The organism is Aquiflexum sp. (genome assembly GCF_041751335.1).
Lineage (GTDB): Bacteria > Bacteroidota > Bacteroidia > Cytophagales > Cyclobacteriaceae > Aquiflexum.
Map to the genome: position 1 here is coordinate 1 of NZ_JBGSXS010000384.1, position 16,249 is coordinate 16,249.

Annotated in this window: 14 protein-coding genes; 4 read left to right on the top strand and 10 right to left on the bottom strand. The window is 39.1% G+C overall.

Annotated features, from left to right (window positions below):
- Positions 1 to 578, bottom strand: a 578-nt coding sequence (locus ACEW8U_RS20445) for a hypothetical protein (RefSeq protein WP_373523906.1), incomplete at its 3' end; no start/stop codon positions are given.
- A 663-nt stretch (positions 579 to 1,241) separates the two neighbouring features.
- On the opposite strand from ACEW8U_RS20445, the gene ACEW8U_RS20450 reads away from it, so the two are divergent.
- The gene (locus ACEW8U_RS20450; RefSeq protein ID WP_373523907.1) at positions 1,242 to 1,892 is read left to right on the top strand and encodes a DsbA family protein; all 651 of its coding nucleotides are present in this window, start codon (positions 1,242 to 1,244) and stop codon (positions 1,890 to 1,892) included.
- A 43-nt stretch (positions 1,893 to 1,935) separates the two neighbouring features.
- On the opposite strand, the gene ACEW8U_RS20455 is transcribed toward ACEW8U_RS20450, so the two are convergent.
- The 3 genes from ACEW8U_RS20455 to ACEW8U_RS20465 form a co-directional block, all read right to left on the bottom strand.
- Positions 1,936 to 3,231: a hypothetical protein gene (locus tag ACEW8U_RS20455; RefSeq protein ID WP_373523908.1), complete on the bottom strand. Its 1,296-nt coding sequence runs from the start codon at positions 3,229 to 3,231 to the stop codon at positions 1,936 to 1,938.
- 8 nt (positions 3,232 to 3,239) lie between these two features.
- Positions 3,240 to 3,620 (bottom strand): hypothetical protein, encoded by a 381-nt coding sequence (locus ACEW8U_RS20460; protein ID WP_373523909.1) that lies wholly within the window; start codon positions 3,618 to 3,620, stop codon positions 3,240 to 3,242.
- Positions 3,621 to 3,867: 247 nt separating this feature from the next.
- Positions 3,868 to 6,045, bottom strand: coding sequence for a DUF5916 domain-containing protein (locus tag ACEW8U_RS20465; protein ID WP_373523910.1), 2,178 nt, complete (start codon positions 6,043 to 6,045; stop codon positions 3,868 to 3,870).
- A gap of 209 nt (positions 6,046 to 6,254) precedes the next feature.
- On the opposite strand from ACEW8U_RS20465, the gene ACEW8U_RS20470 reads away from it, so the two are divergent.
- Entirely contained in the window at positions 6,255 to 7,781 is a 1,527-nt protein-coding gene (locus ACEW8U_RS20470) for a DUF4394 domain-containing protein (RefSeq protein ID WP_373523911.1), read from the top strand.
- Positions 7,782 to 7,892: 111 nt separating this feature from the next.
- Here the strand turns inward: ACEW8U_RS20470 and ACEW8U_RS20475 are convergent, their stop codons facing one another.
- The 6 genes from ACEW8U_RS20475 to mltG all read right to left on the bottom strand — a co-directional run bounded on the left by ACEW8U_RS20475 (position 7,893) and on the right by mltG (position 14,113).
- Entirely contained in the window at positions 7,893 to 8,093 is a 201-nt protein-coding gene (locus ACEW8U_RS20475; protein WP_373523912.1) for a hypothetical protein, read from the bottom strand.
- Between the two features lie 16 nt (positions 8,094 to 8,109).
- Positions 8,110 to 9,306: an acetate/propionate family kinase gene (locus ACEW8U_RS20480; protein ID WP_373523913.1), complete on the bottom strand. Its 1,197-nt coding sequence runs from the start codon at positions 9,304 to 9,306 to the stop codon at positions 8,110 to 8,112.
- A gap of 207 nt (positions 9,307 to 9,513) precedes the next feature.
- A complete protein-coding gene (pta, locus tag ACEW8U_RS20485) occupies positions 9,514 to 11,610 on the bottom strand; it encodes a phosphate acetyltransferase (protein WP_373523914.1) in 2,097 nt (698 codons plus the stop codon).
- Between the two features lie 87 nt (positions 11,611 to 11,697).
- Entirely contained in the window at positions 11,698 to 12,651 is a 954-nt protein-coding gene (locus ACEW8U_RS20490) for a YihY/virulence factor BrkB family protein (RefSeq protein WP_373523915.1), read from the bottom strand.
- Positions 12,652 to 12,660: 9 nt separating this feature from the next.
- Entirely contained in the window at positions 12,661 to 13,068 is a 408-nt protein-coding gene (locus tag ACEW8U_RS20495; protein ID WP_373523916.1) for an acyl-CoA thioesterase, read from the bottom strand.
- Between the two features lies 1 nt (position 13,069).
- Complete coding sequence (mltG, locus tag ACEW8U_RS20500) at positions 13,070 to 14,113, bottom strand: endolytic transglycosylase MltG (RefSeq protein WP_373523917.1); 1,044 nt, start codon at positions 14,111 to 14,113, stop codon at positions 13,070 to 13,072.
- Positions 14,114 to 14,188: 75 nt separating this feature from the next.
- Here mltG and ACEW8U_RS20505 point away from each other — a divergent pair, with 75 nt between their 5' ends.
- Both ACEW8U_RS20505 and ACEW8U_RS20510 read left to right on the top strand, forming a co-directional pair.
- Positions 14,189 to 14,593 carry a (deoxy)nucleoside triphosphate pyrophosphohydrolase gene (locus ACEW8U_RS20505; RefSeq protein ID WP_373523918.1) on the top strand — a complete coding sequence of 135 codons (405 nt, stop codon included), beginning with the start codon at positions 14,189 to 14,191 and terminating at the stop codon, positions 14,591 to 14,593.
- 114 nt (positions 14,594 to 14,707) lie between these two features.
- A complete protein-coding gene (locus tag ACEW8U_RS20510) occupies positions 14,708 to 15,337 on the top strand; it encodes an L-threonylcarbamoyladenylate synthase (protein WP_373523919.1) in 630 nt (209 codons plus the stop codon).
- Positions 15,338 to 16,249 lie beyond the last annotated feature (912 nt).

Genomic DNA, 16,249 nt, shown 5'->3' on the forward strand with positions numbered 1-16,249 from the left:
TTTTGTAAGTCATCAATGCTGAAACCATCAAACCATCTGTCTGCATGAATGACAAATACCATCGAAGAATTATTCAAATTACCATTGTAAATCTTAGGAGAGGGAGAATTGACAGTGTCAAATTTGAGATCAAATTTCAAGTCTGATTCAAATAATTCAACCATAACAGGAATGACTTCGCTTTCCGGACTCACATAAGTTGCTTCCAAAAATACTGAAGGTTGCTTTTCATAATCTGCCATAAAAAATCTAAAGTCAATGGCATCATAAGTGCCTTCAGGAATATTCAAGAAGAAATCCTCAGATTCATCTCTTGTATCAAAAGCTACTTTCTTGATGGTATTGTATTCTATTTCAAGATTTTTGCTGAATCGGCTGTTATCATTATGACCTTTGACAGTCAGTTCCAGTTTTTTAATCAATACTGTCCCCTCATGCATGACAAGGATAGGTTTTTTTTCTTCGAGTGGATTTTTATCCAAAGGAAAGTTGTCTTTGAGGATAAAAGACAAACCGACACTACCTTCTTCCAATTGGTTGGGTAAATTTTCAGGAGTATTATATTGAATTATCAGCATAGGACTTACCAAAGGTTTTAAAAACGTTAAACATTGGGTTTTGGTATTGTTATCGAAAAGAAATATTCTTCACCCGCTTTAAAGGAATATTTGTTTTTATTTTCTAAAAATTCAAACAATAATTATGCCGTAAAATGTTATTTTTTCATTAATTAGTAATAAAAAAATCCTATAGGTTTGAGAAAAGTTATTAAAGTAATTATCACCAATTTTATACTATTTAATGTTCTTAACATATTGATTTAATGTTGTTTAATAATTTTATCAAAAAAACACTTTAAAACAATTTACTGCATTTTTTGGGGTTTAATTTGCAATAAAATGACTATTAAATATTTTTCAAAATTTGAATCGTTAAAGGAAAAACTGGCGATAAAAATAATTTTTATATCAAGAAAAAAAACAGCAACATCAGAAAGGCTAGTAGCAATGCAACTATCTGATAAATTGGATTTCTTTTTGGGAAGTGAAAATCACAAATGGGGCAAAACTCTGCGTTTTTATCTACATCCATGGCGCAGGATGGACATTCTTTGATTTTCATTATTATTGAACCTTCAAGGCATTAAATTGATTTAGGAAATAAGTCAATTTTATTGAAATATGAAAATCGAAATTTGGTCGGACATCATGTGTCCATTTTGTTATATCGGAAAATGAAGATTGGAATCTGCATTGAAGGATTTTCAATTTGCTGACAAAATTCAAATTGAGTGGAAAAGCTTTTTACTCAATCCTGATATGGTAACTGACCCCCAAAAAAGCACTTTAGAATATCTGTCCGAAACCAAAGGATGGAGCCTTGCCCAAACCAAAGAAATTACCCAACAAGTAGTGGACATGGCTAAGGAGGAAGGTCTTTCTTATCATATGGAAAAAACAGTTGTCGCCAATGCCAAAAATGCCCATAGGTTATTACAGTTGGCAAAAACCCTTGATAAAGGTGATGCCATGAAAGAAAGACTCTTGAAAGGATATTTCACGGAAGGAAAAAATATAGATCATAGAGAGACACTTCTCCAACTTGCTTTAGAAGTTGGCTTGGAAAAAGAAAGAGTTGATGCTTGTTTGGATTCTGTGGAGTTTTTGGATAAAGTGGATCAGGATATTTATGAATCGAGATTGATAGGAGTAAGAGGGGTACCTTTTTTTGTGTTGGATAGGAAATTTGGTATTTCAGGTGCCCAACCTAAAGAAGTATTTGTCGAAACTATTGAAAAAGCCTGGAAGGATCATGTAAAAACCAACCCCGCCTTAGAAATCACGGACAATAAAGATGGAAGTTCCTGTGATTTGGAAAATGGAAATTGTTGAAAGGGAAGTAGGGGGTAGTCATTACGTTCTAAGCCATTTGAGTTTATTTTATCATCAGCCCTTTCAAGTCTATATCCTCCCCAAAACCCAGGTTGACACCGAAGGTGACTATGAGGTTTTGAGGACCGAGGTTGGAGTTGTCATTGAAGTCATTTCCAAAGGAGGTATATAGCACTTTATTTTTTCCAAATTGATATTGGGCAATGCCGTTGATTTTGTGGGTATTTTCAAATATGGATTGGGCAATATCTGATCTGAACACAGATTCAGCAGCAAGTGAGAACTTTCCGGCAACATGCAGCTGCAATTTGGTTCCCATGTCTATGGTATGCAGATTTGGAATCATTTCGAAGTTGTTCTCTCTTTCATACCAAATCTCCTTGAAGTAAAAATATCTGGTGAGAAAAAACAAGGATATTCTGGAGTTTCCTGAATTTAGTTTGGAAATGTTTCCTCCAAAATTTGACCAAAGGCCAATGCGGTAAATTCCGGTATTGTTCAGATTAAATTCAACGGTGTTGAAAGCCAAACCACCGCCAATATCCCATTTGAAGCCATGTCTTTCGTTCATGGAATTGAAAAGTCTGTCCAATTCAGGTGAGCTATCGATGGTTTGAATTTTCTCACTGATAGCCCTCCTTAACTCTAAAAGCTGAAGGTCAATTTTTTCATAGGCTTCCTCCAGACTATCCATCATGGAGTTCAAAGTTTCTTCTTTAATCGAATCATTTGGTTCTATGGTACTCAATACCCGTAAACTGTCGAGGATTTTAAATGATTCGGTTTCAAGTTTTAAATAATTCGGACCTGATTGTAGTGCCCTCTTTTGGTCTTCAAAATATGCGTTCCCAATGGATTGAAGCATATTGAAGTAAACATCTTTTTTTACCCTATCTACTTTTCCCCTCAAGAGTGTTGATTGGAACCCTAGTGAAAATCTACTTAGACTTTGATCTTGTTGTACCCCGTTAAGCATGCCTGCCGAAACATTCAAAGTCCTGACGAAATTTAACCGATTGGTTTCTGAAAAATCCTTTTCGAAACTCAGGTTTTTTGCTTGTTTGCCCCACCAAAAAGGGGTGAAGGCGATTGCCAAATTATTTGGTAGGGAGGTGAAATTGTTTGAGGCATTTTGAATGGATGTGAAAAATTCAGGTGTCATTCCCGGCTCAATTATTTCGGTTGCAGAGGAGTTCATAAGCTGAAAAGAAGGGTTTGTTGGGGTTTTCAATAAGTCAAGTTTGATTCCCTTTACTTCCCTTAAAACCGTATCTACCTCATTTTGGGCATTTGCCTTTAAGGCTAAAAGTGCAGATAAAATGATAATTAAAACCCTCATGACTTTATTTACAAAATGGTCACATGGAAATCTGAATAGAAAATGGTGCCCATACCTAATGTTTTCATGGAGAAATTGGTTTCCACCTCATTGGAATCAGCATCATACACCCTAACATTAAGTGAGATGTCAACTTTCTCAATAGGATTGTCGTGCACATCATGGATGATAGTTCTGATTTCGATTTTATTGTATTTAAGTTTCCTCACGGCTCCGATTTCGGCATTTTCAACATTTCCATCAAAACTCATCAGTTCCTCCTCTTGCCCTTGGGCATTTTTCAGATGTATGGAAGTAGTGGATGGTTGTCCATACCCCGAAAATAAATCCATATATATAGATTCCCGGGATTTTGTCTTTAACAGGGCACTGTCCGAAAATTTGGCCATTGTTTTAAAAATTTAAATTTGAAATATTTGAGTGTATTCAAGATTCTTATAGTATCTATATATAAATACTAAGATATTGAGATATTAAGATATTGTCCTTAGATTTTCAGCTTTTTTCCAAATATTCAATTGAAATAGCTGCAAATGGGCTGTCTCATGAAAATCAATTGAATTTTCGGCTTATGAAAAATATAATATTATGCCCTTCCTGTAAATCTTTTTAAATCTCACATCTCGAGTCAAAATTTCAAATATTCCACCAATAAGTAAACTTCAAAACCACAGACCTGTTTTTGGCCAAAAAGGGTGCAGGGAGGTAGTTATCTGTGAAGACTAAAAATATATCAGAAGCGGGTTTGAAGCGCCATTGCAAACGGGTATTGAGGTTGATATTATTGATCTGTTCGTTGTATTGTGCAAAGGCAGTAATAAAAAAGTTATTGGTTAGCGTGAGATCTAATCTTGGACCGATCAGCCAAAATGAAGTAAGGGCCCAAGGCTCAGGAAGATGGATTTCGTTGTAATTGGCAGAAAGGGCCAAACTAAAATATGGCTGAAAACGGTAACCTACTTCTCCGCTGACATTGTACCTTTCTCCATCAGCATAGTACCCCCCCATGCGTGTAGAAATAGCATATGTAAAAATACTTTGTGGCTTTGAGGTGAACTCACTACCCAAGGAATACCACCTATGTTCTGTCCCTGTCGCCAGAGTGTCACCACTGAAATTGGTTGGGTCAAAGGGTTGGAGTAATTTAATATAATCATGTGCAACCCAAACAGCGAGGTTGCTTTGGCTTCTGAACCGCATCTTGTAGGAAACATAGCTTTCATTATCCGTTTGGTTCATTTTGGTGTCAAAAAACCATTTGGCGTTCACCTCAGGTCCATGGCTCAGGATTTTCTTGCTTTTGGGAAAAAACAGGTAACCTATCGAAGGATGGGCTTTATAAAACCCCGTCCGGGGAACATACCCAACCTCTGCGGTATAGTTTTCAGAAACATATTCATGCTGCCAGTTCCAATATAGATTTCCACTGACATAGCGCAGGTTAGTGGCATAAGCGATGCCGTTGCCTTTTTGAAGGGGATTGAAAGATTTAAGGATAAATGTTTTCCCTGTCCAAAGGTTATTGGAAGAAGCAAGGTTAAATTCCATACCGACATTCCTGTCGTAACCTGAGAGTGCAGGCTTGTCTTTGTCCAAGGTTGGAGCAAATAAACCCGCCTGTCTGTTGACCACTATTGCCCCTAAGGTAGATCGGGAAAAAACTCTTCTCTGAAGTGTAAAAACAGAAAAGTTCTGCGGATCGAGGTTATCTTGTTCCACCGCACCGGTCTGCATGGTCATCGCCCCGACACGCCAGTCTTTGTTAATTTTGCCACTGAGACGAGCACCTGCATGAATGGGGGCGTTAAGTCCTATCCTTCTTGAAAAAAACGGCCTGACAGTTTCATATCCAAAATTGCCAAAGAGGTCTCCATTTTCAAGAAAAAACTGTCGTCTTTCCGGGAAAAAGAGTTCAAACCTGTCCAAGTTGGTAATCTGCCTGTCCACTTCTACTTGGGAAAAGTCAGGATTGACCGTCAGGTCAAGGTTCAGGGCTGTTCCCAACCCGACCTTTGCGTCAAAACCAAATGATCTTCTGTAATTCGCCTGTTCACCAGCAGCTCTATTTTGAGAAATCCCTCCCAATCCATAAGGAATCAGTGAAATATTTGGACCTGCATGAGGTGGAGGTTCATCCCATACCAAAACGCCGGTGTAAGCAAGAGAAGCTGACGGAAACTGCCTAGGTACCGGAGCCCAACCGGATTTCTCGGTTGTCTTTAAGTCCATTCTGCTGAAATTGATTCCCCATTCCTTGATACCCGGTTTGTATCGGATAGATTTGAATGGAATGGCTGCTTCAAAAATCCATTTATCCTCGTAATTTTTTACTTTGGAAACCCATTTATTATCCCAACTCAGATCAATTCGGCCACCATCAAACATGATACCGTCCCATTGGGCACCTGCTGCATTGGCGCCAAATGAAAATCCGTTGAACTGATCCTCAAATGGATCCATGAAAAAAATGAAATTGTCGTTTTTCCCAAAATTAAAATCCCTTCTCAAAGACTCAACCATATAGGGGCCATCAATTGCATGGTAATTGATCACAATCATGTAGATATGTTTGTCATCATATGCCATCCTGACGTCAGTTCTTACCTGAGAATAGCTTGTATCCATGGGGGTTATCATAAAAAAGTCGGTGGCAATATCAGCATTTTCCCAAGTCAGTTCATCCATTACCCCGTCAATAATGATGGGTTCAACTGTTTTTTGAATATTCAGTCTGTATGTGGAATTAATCTTTTGGGAAAAAGAATATTCTGAACAGCAAATCAACAACAGAATTAAAAGGCTGATTATCCTCATGGTTTAGATTGGGTAATTTTCTGGGTCAGGAACAAATCTAGGGAAGAATTAACCAGAATCAGTAAATCTTTTTTCAACTGTTGAAGTCAGTTTAAGAATGGCCTTTTTTGAATATGGTCCGCTTGGAAATATTTTTTTTTGATGACCCAAATCCAAAATATGAAATGACTTCGTAAATCTTAAAATCTTTTACCAATCTATAATCAATTATGAAAAAAATGATCAACAGTTTTGCCAAAAGAGCGGGCTTTCTCTTATTGGCAGTAGGTATTTTATTTGCCTGCGAAAGAAAAAATGAAAACATGCCGGTAGTTGAAAATCCTGCCATGGCACCCGATGTGGTTTTTACTGCACTCACTAATGACAATCGAATTGCTAAGTTCAATGCCCGTAGGCTGAATGAACCAATGGGTTTGAAGAACATTACCGGACTTCCTTCCGGGGAAGATATTATCAGTATTGATTACAGACCTGCTACAGGTCAGCTTTATGCATTGGGTTCCACAAGTCGCCTCTATTTCATCAATGAAGAATCCGGGGCAGCTACCGCTTTGGGTGCAGGACCATTTAGTCCAGCAATAGATGGGGAAAATGCATCAATAGATTTTAACCCTACTGTAGACAGGATTCGTTTGGTCACTGCTAGTGGTCAAAACCTCAGATTACACCCCGAGCTAGGGACGGTGGTAGCTACAGATGGGAATATTTCTGGAGGTAGCAATCCTCAGATTGGTGCAGTTGCTTATACCAACAGTGTGGCAGGGGCGAGTTCAACAGTTTTGTACGACATTGATTTTTCGTCCAATAAATTGTTTATCCAAGATCCACCCAATGATGGTGGATTAAAAGAAGTCGGAAATCTCAGTACAAATTTTATGGGGATCGGCAATTTTGATATCAACCCAGATAATTCTGCAGCCTTGGCAGTTACAAGACACCAAAATCAATCCAGACTTTTTTCAATTGATCTCAATTCAGGACGAGCTTCCAATATTGGAAGATTTAATCTACCTGTCATAGGTGTTGCTTTCAAAACCAACCCTGTTGCTTTTGCTGCAAATTTCGACAATGAATTTTTCAGGTTTGATCCTACTGCTCCCATAATGAATAAAGTAGATTTAACAGGAATGATGAGTGGAGAATTCATTGTTGGACTTGATTTTAGACCTGCGACAGGTACATTATATGCAGTCTCCAATAAAAGCAGGTTGTTGACAGTGAATACTGCCAATGGTCAGGTAAGCCCTGTAGGGTCAGGTCTGATACCTATTTTGGACGGAGAGACTTTTGGTTTTGATTTTAATCCAACTGTAGACCGAATCAGATTGGTCAGTAATTCCGGTCAAAACTTAAGGCTACATCCAGATTTAGGCACTGTCGTGGCAACGGATGGTAAATTGAATCCAGGAATGCCCATGGTAAATGGTGCGGCCTATACCAATAATGTGGCAAGGGCTACAAGCACCTTGTTATATGTGATTGATTCAAAAACCAATATGCTTTTCAAGCAAGATCCACCAAATGATGGTGTTTTGGTAGCTGTAGGTGATTTGGGCATTGATTTCAAAGATGAGAATGGCTTTGATATAGGAGGTTCTTCCAATGCTGCATTTGCCTTGTTGAAAGTGGGAGAAAAAACAGGCGTTTATAGCATAAACCTCAGTACTGGTCAGGCAACAAGAATATCAGACTTTGATATTCATGTGACTGCTATGGCAGTGGGTCTAGGATTTTGATTTTTAGTTCGAAATGTTGTTTGGTTTTTCCCAAAAAAACCCTTGGCATCCAAGGGTTTTTTTTCATTGGTGAGGTTATTGCAATTCAGTTTTATAAATAAATCCTTTGGATCAATTAAGATTTTCGGTTTTACTTTCAATATTACCCGATCCCCGCAGTATGTCAATGATCATTTCCAAGTCTTCACTGAGGGTAATTATTCCGATCAACGGCTCATTTCTTCTACCGTTTTCGGTGATAAAAAGCACTTCAATTAGATCCTTTTTACCGAAGTTGTCGATGAAATATTCCCTAGCTGTCACAAAATCCATTTTGCTTTTGATGATTCTATAACATTAAATCAAATGTTTGTTTGCCGATTTCCAATTCCTCGTTGGTAGGAATAACCAATATCTTGACTTTAGAATCCTTGGTGTTTATCTCTCTAATATCAGAAGATTTGATTTTGTTTGACACTTTATCCATTTTAATTCCAAAAAACGCTAGGTCTTTACAGACAGCTTCACGCATATCGGGATCATTTTCCCCGATTCCTGCAGTGAAAACAATGGCATCCAATCCATTGAGCGAAGCAGAAAAGGTGCCTATATATTTCTGGATCCTGTAAGCATACAGTTCATAAGCTAAGATAGCATCTTCATTGCCTCCCTCCATGGCTTTTTTGACGTCACGCATATCGCTCAGGCCGCATAGCCCCAATAAACCACTTTTTTTGTTCAATATGTCATTGACCTCTTTTGCAGCGAAGCCTCTTTCATTGATCAGGTGAAAAATTATGGATGGATCAATATCGCCACTTCTGGTACCCATTACAAGGCCTCCCATGGGTCCAAGTCCCATACTGTGGTCAATAGATTTTCCACCTTGGATTGCCGTCATGCTACTGCCATTGCCAAGATGAATGGTTATGATTTTGGCGTCAGGATTTTCCAAATACGTATTTGCTTTTTTAGAAACGTACAGATGGCTTGTTCCATGGAATCCATATGCACGGATGCCCATGTCAGTATAAAGCTCTTTTGGAATAGCATATCGATAGGCGCGGGGAGGCATGCTTTGGTGAAAAGCGGTATCAAAAACAGCAATTTGTTTTGCTTTTGGAAATACCCTTTCTGCAACGGTAATTCCCAGATAGTTTGGCGGATTATGCAATGGTGCCAGTGCGAATAATTCTCTGATTTTGTTTTTGACTTCTTGTGTTATCAATGTGGTTGAGGAAAATTGTTCCCCACCATGAACCACTCGATGGCCAATGGCTTTTACTTCTTCCACATTCGAAATCACTCCTTTCTCCCGGTCAATTAAAAGATCGGTTACCTTGAGAAGCCCTTCTTCATGGTCTTTGATTGTTTCTTGGATTTTGAAGACTTCTTCGATACCATCGCGCATCACTTTATGTATCAGCAAACTATTTTCTTGTCCAATCCTATCCACCAAACCGCTGCACAAAGGGGATTCATTCGGCATCTCAAACAATTGGTACTTCAGAGAACTACTTCCGGAATTTAATACGAGGATTTTCATTTTTTTTTTCTTAGATGTGAGAAGCGAGATGCGAGAGCCGAGAAACAAGAACCAAGAAATAAAGCTTGTTCCGAAGACTTTCGGGAAGATAAGAAACAAGAACAGACAACTCCCATCAAAACAACGTATCTATCCGTTCTTAAATCTTAAATCTAAAATCTACCTTCTAAATTCATCCCTCATCCTTCATCCTTTCTCCTTCCAAATTCACTCCTGGGCCTGAATTGACGTAATCACCACGGTATTGAAGATATCATCAACGGTGCAGCCGCGGCTGAGGTCGTTGACGGGTTTGTTCATTCCTTGGAGCATGGGGCCGATGGCCATAGCTCCGGTTTCCCTTTGGACTGCTTTGTAGGTATTGTTTCCAGTATTCAGGTCAGGGAATATAAGGACTGAGGCATTGCCTGCCACTTCCGAATTGGGCATCTTTTGTTTTCCTGTAATTGGGTCCACTGCTGCATCATATTGTATTGGACCTTCCACTTTGATATCCGGTCTTTTTTGTTTTACAATTTCGGTAGCACTGCGGACTTTATCCACATCCTCTCCTGAACCGGATTCACCAGAAGAATAGGACAACATGGCCACCCTAGGTTCAATTCCGAATTTGACACTGGTGTCAGCCGAGGAAATGGCTATTTCCGCAAGTTCTTCGGCTGTTGGGTTGATATTGATGGCACAATCTCCAAAAATCATTACCCTATCAGGGAGACACATGAAAAATATGGAAGATACCAAAGAAATACCTGGCTTGGTTTTTACAAATTGAAGTGCAGGTCTAATGGTATGGGCGGTGGTGTGAATGGCTCCTGATACCATGCCGTCTGCATGTCCTTTGAAAACCATCATTGTACCGAAATAGGCAACATCAGTCATCAAATCCCGAGCGACCTCCAATGGCATGTTTTTTCCTTTTCTCAGTTCAAAAAGGGTATTGACATATTCATCATAATAAAAAGAATCCTGAGGATTGATGATCTGACAAACATCTTGGTTAAGGCAAAGTCCTAACTTGCTGATGCTTCTTGATATTTCATTGACATCACCCAAAAGGGTAATGTTGACAATTCCTTGCCTAACAAGTCTATCAGCTGCTTTCAATATTCTTTCATCTTTCCCCTCGGGCAAAACGATATGCTTTTTCTTGCTTTTTGCCCAGTTCACCAGTTGGTACTGGAACATCCTTGGAGTGATTCCAACAGCCTTGAAAGAGGCAATTTCTTTTTCCAATGCTTGGACATCAATATATTTTCTGAATGTATTGATAGCCATCATGATTTTCTCAGTGTTGTCCGGAGATATTTTGGAATGGATACTCCCTACTTTTGTGGCTGCGTAAAAAGACTGGTCTTCCACTTTTAAGATGGGAACTACAGTATCTGAGCCTTCAATTAGTTTGAGGACAGATTCCGAAATATCAAATCCACCGGTAAGAACTATCCCGGCAATTTTTGGATAATTTTTAGAAAGGTTTGCCTGAAGGGAAGCCATCACTATATCTGCACGGTCACCAGGAGTGACAATAAGGACATTCGGTTTGATATGTTTGAGAAAATTGGAAATCTGCATGGCTCCAAAAATAAAATGATCTGCACGGTTAGATAAATAATCTTCCCCAAACATCACCTCGGCATTCAGGTGCTCCTTTATTTCTTTCATGGAGGGACTTTTCAGATCAATGATTTTGGGAATGACCGAAAGGATAATATCCTTGGGCAACTGTGGACCTATTAGGTTTTTGATCTCATCAATCGCTGATTCATCCGCTTTGTTGATTACCACGGCCAATACCTTCACTTTTCTATGCAGAAAATTTTTGATGGTTACAATAGCGGAGTTGCTGATTTGGGGAATACTTTTCCCGTCACCGGAAAGTACGATAATTACAGGCGTCCCCAGGTTTTTGGCGATGGTAACATTGGCATCAAATTCGAATGCCGTACCCTCGCCCAAAAAATCACTGCCTTCGATGATGGTAAAATCAAACTGTGCTTCAAGGCTTTTGTATTTACTGATGATGGTATCAATTATTTCGCCCTGAAATCCTGATTCTGCCAACAGGTTGGCTTCGTCTCGGGTGTAGGCGTAAGATTTTCCATATTCAATGGGCAATTTGAAATGCTGGATCAGTGTGTCGATATGAGCATCTCTTTTGACCTCCGGGCTGTCATTGATGATGGGTTTGAAATATCCGATTTTTTGGGCTTTTGCCAGCAGCATATCTACGAGCCCCAATGCTACTATTGATTTTCCGCTGAATGGTTGGGCGGTAGCTATAAAAATGCTTTTGTTGGTTTCCATGGAAATAAAGATTTGATATTTAATGCAAAACTAGTCAGTATTAGCAATGGTAAAGTTGACTAACTTTTGGTTTTTATATGATAAAAATCATGAAACATCAACAGTGATGGTTTTTGAGACATACCCTCTTTCAGCGGCTTTGTCCAAACTCACATTGATCTCAAAACATACCAATATAATCAATGAAGTAATAAATAACCATAACATGACCGCAATCATTGCTCCAATGGAGCCATAAAGTTTATTATAGGTTGCAAAATTGTTCAAATAGAATGAAAACAAATAGAAACCTAGTGTGATAAGACTTCCTGCTGTAATCGAACCTGTGGAGAAAAACTTCCATTTATCATGTACAGCAGGTGCAAATCTGAATATATAAGCTGTGGCAATCAAGAAGACTATCAATAGCACCAAAAATCTAAATATGGTCAACATATAGTAATAAAGATTGCTCGATACAATCTCCCACTCTGAAATCCGGTACAGAATACTGCTTCCTAAAATCATAATGACTACAGCACCACAAATGGCAAGAATCAAAACAAAAACTATGCTTACGGCAATGGCCCGCGCTTTCCAGAAATCCCTATTTTCTTTGGTTCTGTATACTGCATTGAAGGCATTCATCATGGAAACCACCCCATTGGTGGAAAGAAAAAGTGCTAAGAAGAAACCTATAGAAAGCAAGCTTTGCCTGGGTTTGCTCACAATATCCATAATGGTGGGTTCTGCTTCCGAATAAATGGAATCCGGAATAATTTCTTTGATAAACAACAGGATATTATGAGTAGTCACATTGGAGAAAAAGATACCTATATAGGGAATCATATTCAGCAAAAAAAGAATCAGAGGAAACATGGCTACAGTAAAACTAAAGGCCATGGCACCTGCTCTTTCCGTAATTTCGTCCTTACGCATCTGTTCCATAAAAATCTTGCCTACATCGTAAAGGTTCTGGTCAGGGTTTCCAAAATGGAATTTCCTGAGAAGCTTCGCCTGCCGGGTAAACTTGATGGATAATAAACGCAGTCTTTTCTTCACTGAAGAATTTTATAGGTAAAAAGGTTTTAATAAATCTAGTAAATATTGAGGAGGTCTACAGGGTCTATGGTTATCTTTTTTCAAAAAAGTCAAGGTTGTCCATCCTTTGGTGATGATTTCGTCCGATTCATTAAATACCTCATATTCAAATCTAATACGAGCACTGGGTAATTCAGGGATGATGGTTTTGATGGTCAGCAATTCATCATATTTTCCTGGTTTGATAAACTGTGTGTGCAGTTCTAATACCGGCATCATGATGCCATCATCTTCCATCTGTTTGTAGGAGAATCCAGCAGATCTGAGCGCTTCAACCCTTGCGACTTCAAAATACATGGCGTAATTGCCATAATACACATAGGCCATTTGGTCTGTTTCAGCATATCTGACCCGAATACTTGTTTCTGCTTGGAACATATCAATATATTTTTGCTTTATTCAGGGCGGCTTGGTAAAGTCTTGCATTTATCATGTGCTGTGCAAGGTTAGTCGCAAATGCATGGTACCCGGAGAAATCTTCCTTGGCACAAAAATACAGGTATTGATGGTCTTCATGATTCAAGACTGCATCAAGTGCAGAAATCTCAGGCAAATTGATCGGACCGGGAGGAAGACCCATGTACTTGTATGTGTTGTAAGGACTATCGATTTCCTTATGGATATTCAATACCCTTTTAAGTCCAAAATCACCTGAGACAAACACCAACGTAGGGTCCGCCTGTAAAGGCATGTTTATTCTAAGACGGTTCATATAGACTCCGGCAACCTTTGACCTTTCGTCAGCTTTTATTGTTTCTGCCTGAACTATCGAAGCCAAAGTGGAGACCTGTAAAGGACTCAGTCCGATCAAACGGGCTTTTTCTTTCCGTCCTTCATTCCAAAAGCCTTCATATTCCCTATACATCCTGTCAAAAAGATTTTCGGGGCTTGTATTCCACCATACCTCATAAGTATTAGGGATAAACATGGCCATGATTGTTTCTTCTTTAAAACCAAATTTCCTGATATTTACGGAATCTCTCAGAAGTTCCAAAAATGAATCAGGGTTGATTTCCAGATTTCGGGTGATTTTTTCTGCAAGGTCCTCTTTCGTTCTGATGTTATTGAAAGTGATCCTGACCGGAGTTTGATTTCCAGATCTCAGCAATTTTACCAAATTGAAGTTATTTGTTTTAGGAGGAATGGTGTAAAGACCCGGTTTTACAGATTCCTGATAATTGAGGAATTTTGATACAAAACTGAAGGAAATGAGGTCATTGATTACGCCTGTGTCATAGAGACTGTCCACCACTGTTTGAAAGGTGGAGTTACTGGGAAGCATGAGCATATGGGGTTCTTCTTTGTCTATCAGGGCGTTTGGACTGTAAAAAGCCTGATAAAAATAAAAGGAGAGGGTACTCAACAGAACCGAAAAGGTAATTATGAATACGAGATAATATTTAGTTTTTTTGTCGTCAAACATATTTTTGAAACCCAACTATAGAATAACGGCAAAAATAGAGATTTTTGTTCACAGGGCTAACAAAGATCAAAATCAATGGTAAAACTAATTAAAGTCACTTGCGCTATTATATTGGATTCCGGTAAAGTTTTTTGTGCCCAAAGGAGTGAGAAAATGGATTTACCACTCAAATGGGAGCTTCCAGGCGGTAAAATCGAAGAAAAAGAGTCCGCTGAGGAGTGTCTGAAAAGGGAAATCATGGAGGAATTAAATATTGAAATTGAAGTGATGGAATCCTTTGAAAGTAATTTCCACCAATATGATCCAACCAAGAAAATTGAACTTATTCCCTTTCTTTGTTGCTTTAAAAAAGGAAATATAATTCTAAAGGAACACAAAACCTTTTGTTGGAGGGAACTTGAAAATCTTGCTGAATTGGACTGGGCCGAAGCAGACATTCCGATTATTCAAAACTTCCTTCAATGGTATTCCCAAAAATAAATCCCAATTCTAAAATCTCTTTCCTTTGATTAGGACTGGCCTAAATTTAATCCGGATTACTATAGTGACGAAAATCTACAATCTGAATTCTACAATCTAAAATCATCATTTATAATGCCCGCCGAACTCATTAAATTATATCCGGAAAATCCTGACCCCAGAAAAATCCAAAAAATTGTGGATGTACTCCGTGATGGTGGTGTAATCATTTATCCCACAGATACGATTTATGGTATGGGTTGTGACATTCACAACCAAAGAGCTGTAGAAAGAATCGCTCAGATTAAAGGAATTAAACCCAAAAAGCATAATTTCTCATTTATATGTTATGACCTGAGCAATATCTCCGAATACACAAGGGTTTTGAGTACTCCGATATTTAAGGTGATGAAAAAAGCGTTGCCTGGGCCCTACACTTTTATTTTGGAAGCTAATACCAATGTACCCAAAATACTCAATAGCAATAAAAAAACAATAGGTATACGTGTCCCCGACCATCCTATTCCAAGATTACTTGTCAAAGAACTGGGTTCACCGATATTGACCACTTCAATCAAGGATGAAGATGATGTGATAGAATATAGCACAGATCCTGAACTGATATATGAAAAATACAGGGACCTTGTAGATATAGTAATCGATGGGGGATATGGGCAGAATGTGGCTTCCACGATTTTGGATTGTACAGGAGATGAAATTGAAATCATCAGAGAAGGACTCGGATCAATAGATGACCTCTTTTAAGGGGAGATGTGAGATATGAGAAGTGAGACGTAAGGTTCAAGAATCGAGAATCGAGAACCGAGAAGCGAGATACGAGAGCCAAGAATCAAGAGCCAAGAACTAAGAAGTAAGATGCGAGAACCGAGAAGCGAGAAACGAGAGCCAAGAAACGAGAGCCAAGAAGTAAGGTGCGAGAACCGAGAAGCGAGATACGAGAGCCAAGAAACAAGAAACAAGAACCAAGATGGAGAAGCGAGAATCAAAGTCTGCTCTGAGTAACGGGAAGACAAAGCCTGTCTCAAGTATCGGGGAGTCAAGATGCGAGAACCAAGAGTCCTACCAATGACATAAACCGAAGCGCCGTCATGCTGATCCCGATAGCTATCGAGGAGAAGCATCTCTCGAGGATCCTCAAATGCTAAAATAAACATAAATAGGACTTCTAGAGATCCTTCGAGCCTACCAATGACGTGAACCGGAGCCGCCGTCACCCATCTCCCGATGGCTATTGGGAGATGGGTCTCTCGAGGATCCGCAAATGATTAAATTAAACATAAATAGGACCGCTGGAGATCCTTCGTGCCTCAGGATGACGGATGCCTAGGGGATAACTTGATGTCATTCCTATTCTGAACATATACTAAATGTTGGGGACTCAGGATGACGGCTGCCTAGTTGATAACTTGATGTCATTCATTTTCTGAACATTTTCAAAATGCTATGGACTCGCAATGACGCTCCACATCCTTCCCCCATACCCAATCTTCAATCTAAAATCTACCTTCTACCATTCTCCTTCATCCCTCATCATTCAGCCTTTTTCCTTCCCACTTGCCCAATCTAAAATCTACCTTCTACCTTTCTCCCTCATCCCTCATCCTTCATCCTTAAAATCTCCTCCTTCCCAAAATGCCCCTCCTCACAGACCTTTTC

Bases quoted from the DNA above. Each gene is read 5' to 3' on its own strand.
- mltG (WP_373523917.1), bottom strand. From the start codon at position 14,113: ATGTTTGACGACAAAAAAACTAAATATTATCTCGTATTCATAATTACC.
- ACEW8U_RS20460 (WP_373523909.1), bottom strand. From the start codon at position 3,620: ATGGCCAAATTTTCGGACAGTGCCCTGTTAAAGACAAAATCCCGGGAA.
- ACEW8U_RS20480 (WP_373523913.1), bottom strand. From the start codon at position 9,306: ATGAAAATCCTCGTATTAAATTCCGGAAGTAGTTCTCTGAAGTACCAA.
- ACEW8U_RS20455 (WP_373523908.1), bottom strand. From the start codon at position 3,231: ATGAGGGTTTTAATTATCATTTTATCTGCACTTTTAGCCTTAAAGGCA.
- ACEW8U_RS20510 (WP_373523919.1), top strand. From the start codon at position 14,708: ATGCCCGCCGAACTCATTAAATTATATCCGGAAAATCCTGACCCCAGA.
- ACEW8U_RS20465 (WP_373523910.1), bottom strand. From the start codon at position 6,045: ATGAGGATAATCAGCCTTTTAATTCTGTTGTTGATTTGCTGTTCAGAA.
- pta (WP_373523914.1), bottom strand. From the start codon at position 11,610: ATGGAAACCAACAAAAGCATTTTTATAGCTACCGCCCAACCATTCAGC.
- ACEW8U_RS20470 (WP_373523911.1), top strand. From the start codon at position 6,255: ATGAAAAAAATGATCAACAGTTTTGCCAAAAGAGCGGGCTTTCTCTTA.
- ACEW8U_RS20495 (WP_373523916.1), bottom strand. From the start codon at position 13,068: ATGTTCCAAGCAGAAACAAGTATTCGGGTCAGATATGCTGAAACAGAC.
- ACEW8U_RS20475 (WP_373523912.1), bottom strand. From the start codon at position 8,093: ATGGATTTTGTGACAGCTAGGGAATATTTCATCGACAACTTCGGTAAA.
- ACEW8U_RS20505 (WP_373523918.1), top strand. From the start codon at position 14,189: ATGGTAAAACTAATTAAAGTCACTTGCGCTATTATATTGGATTCCGGT.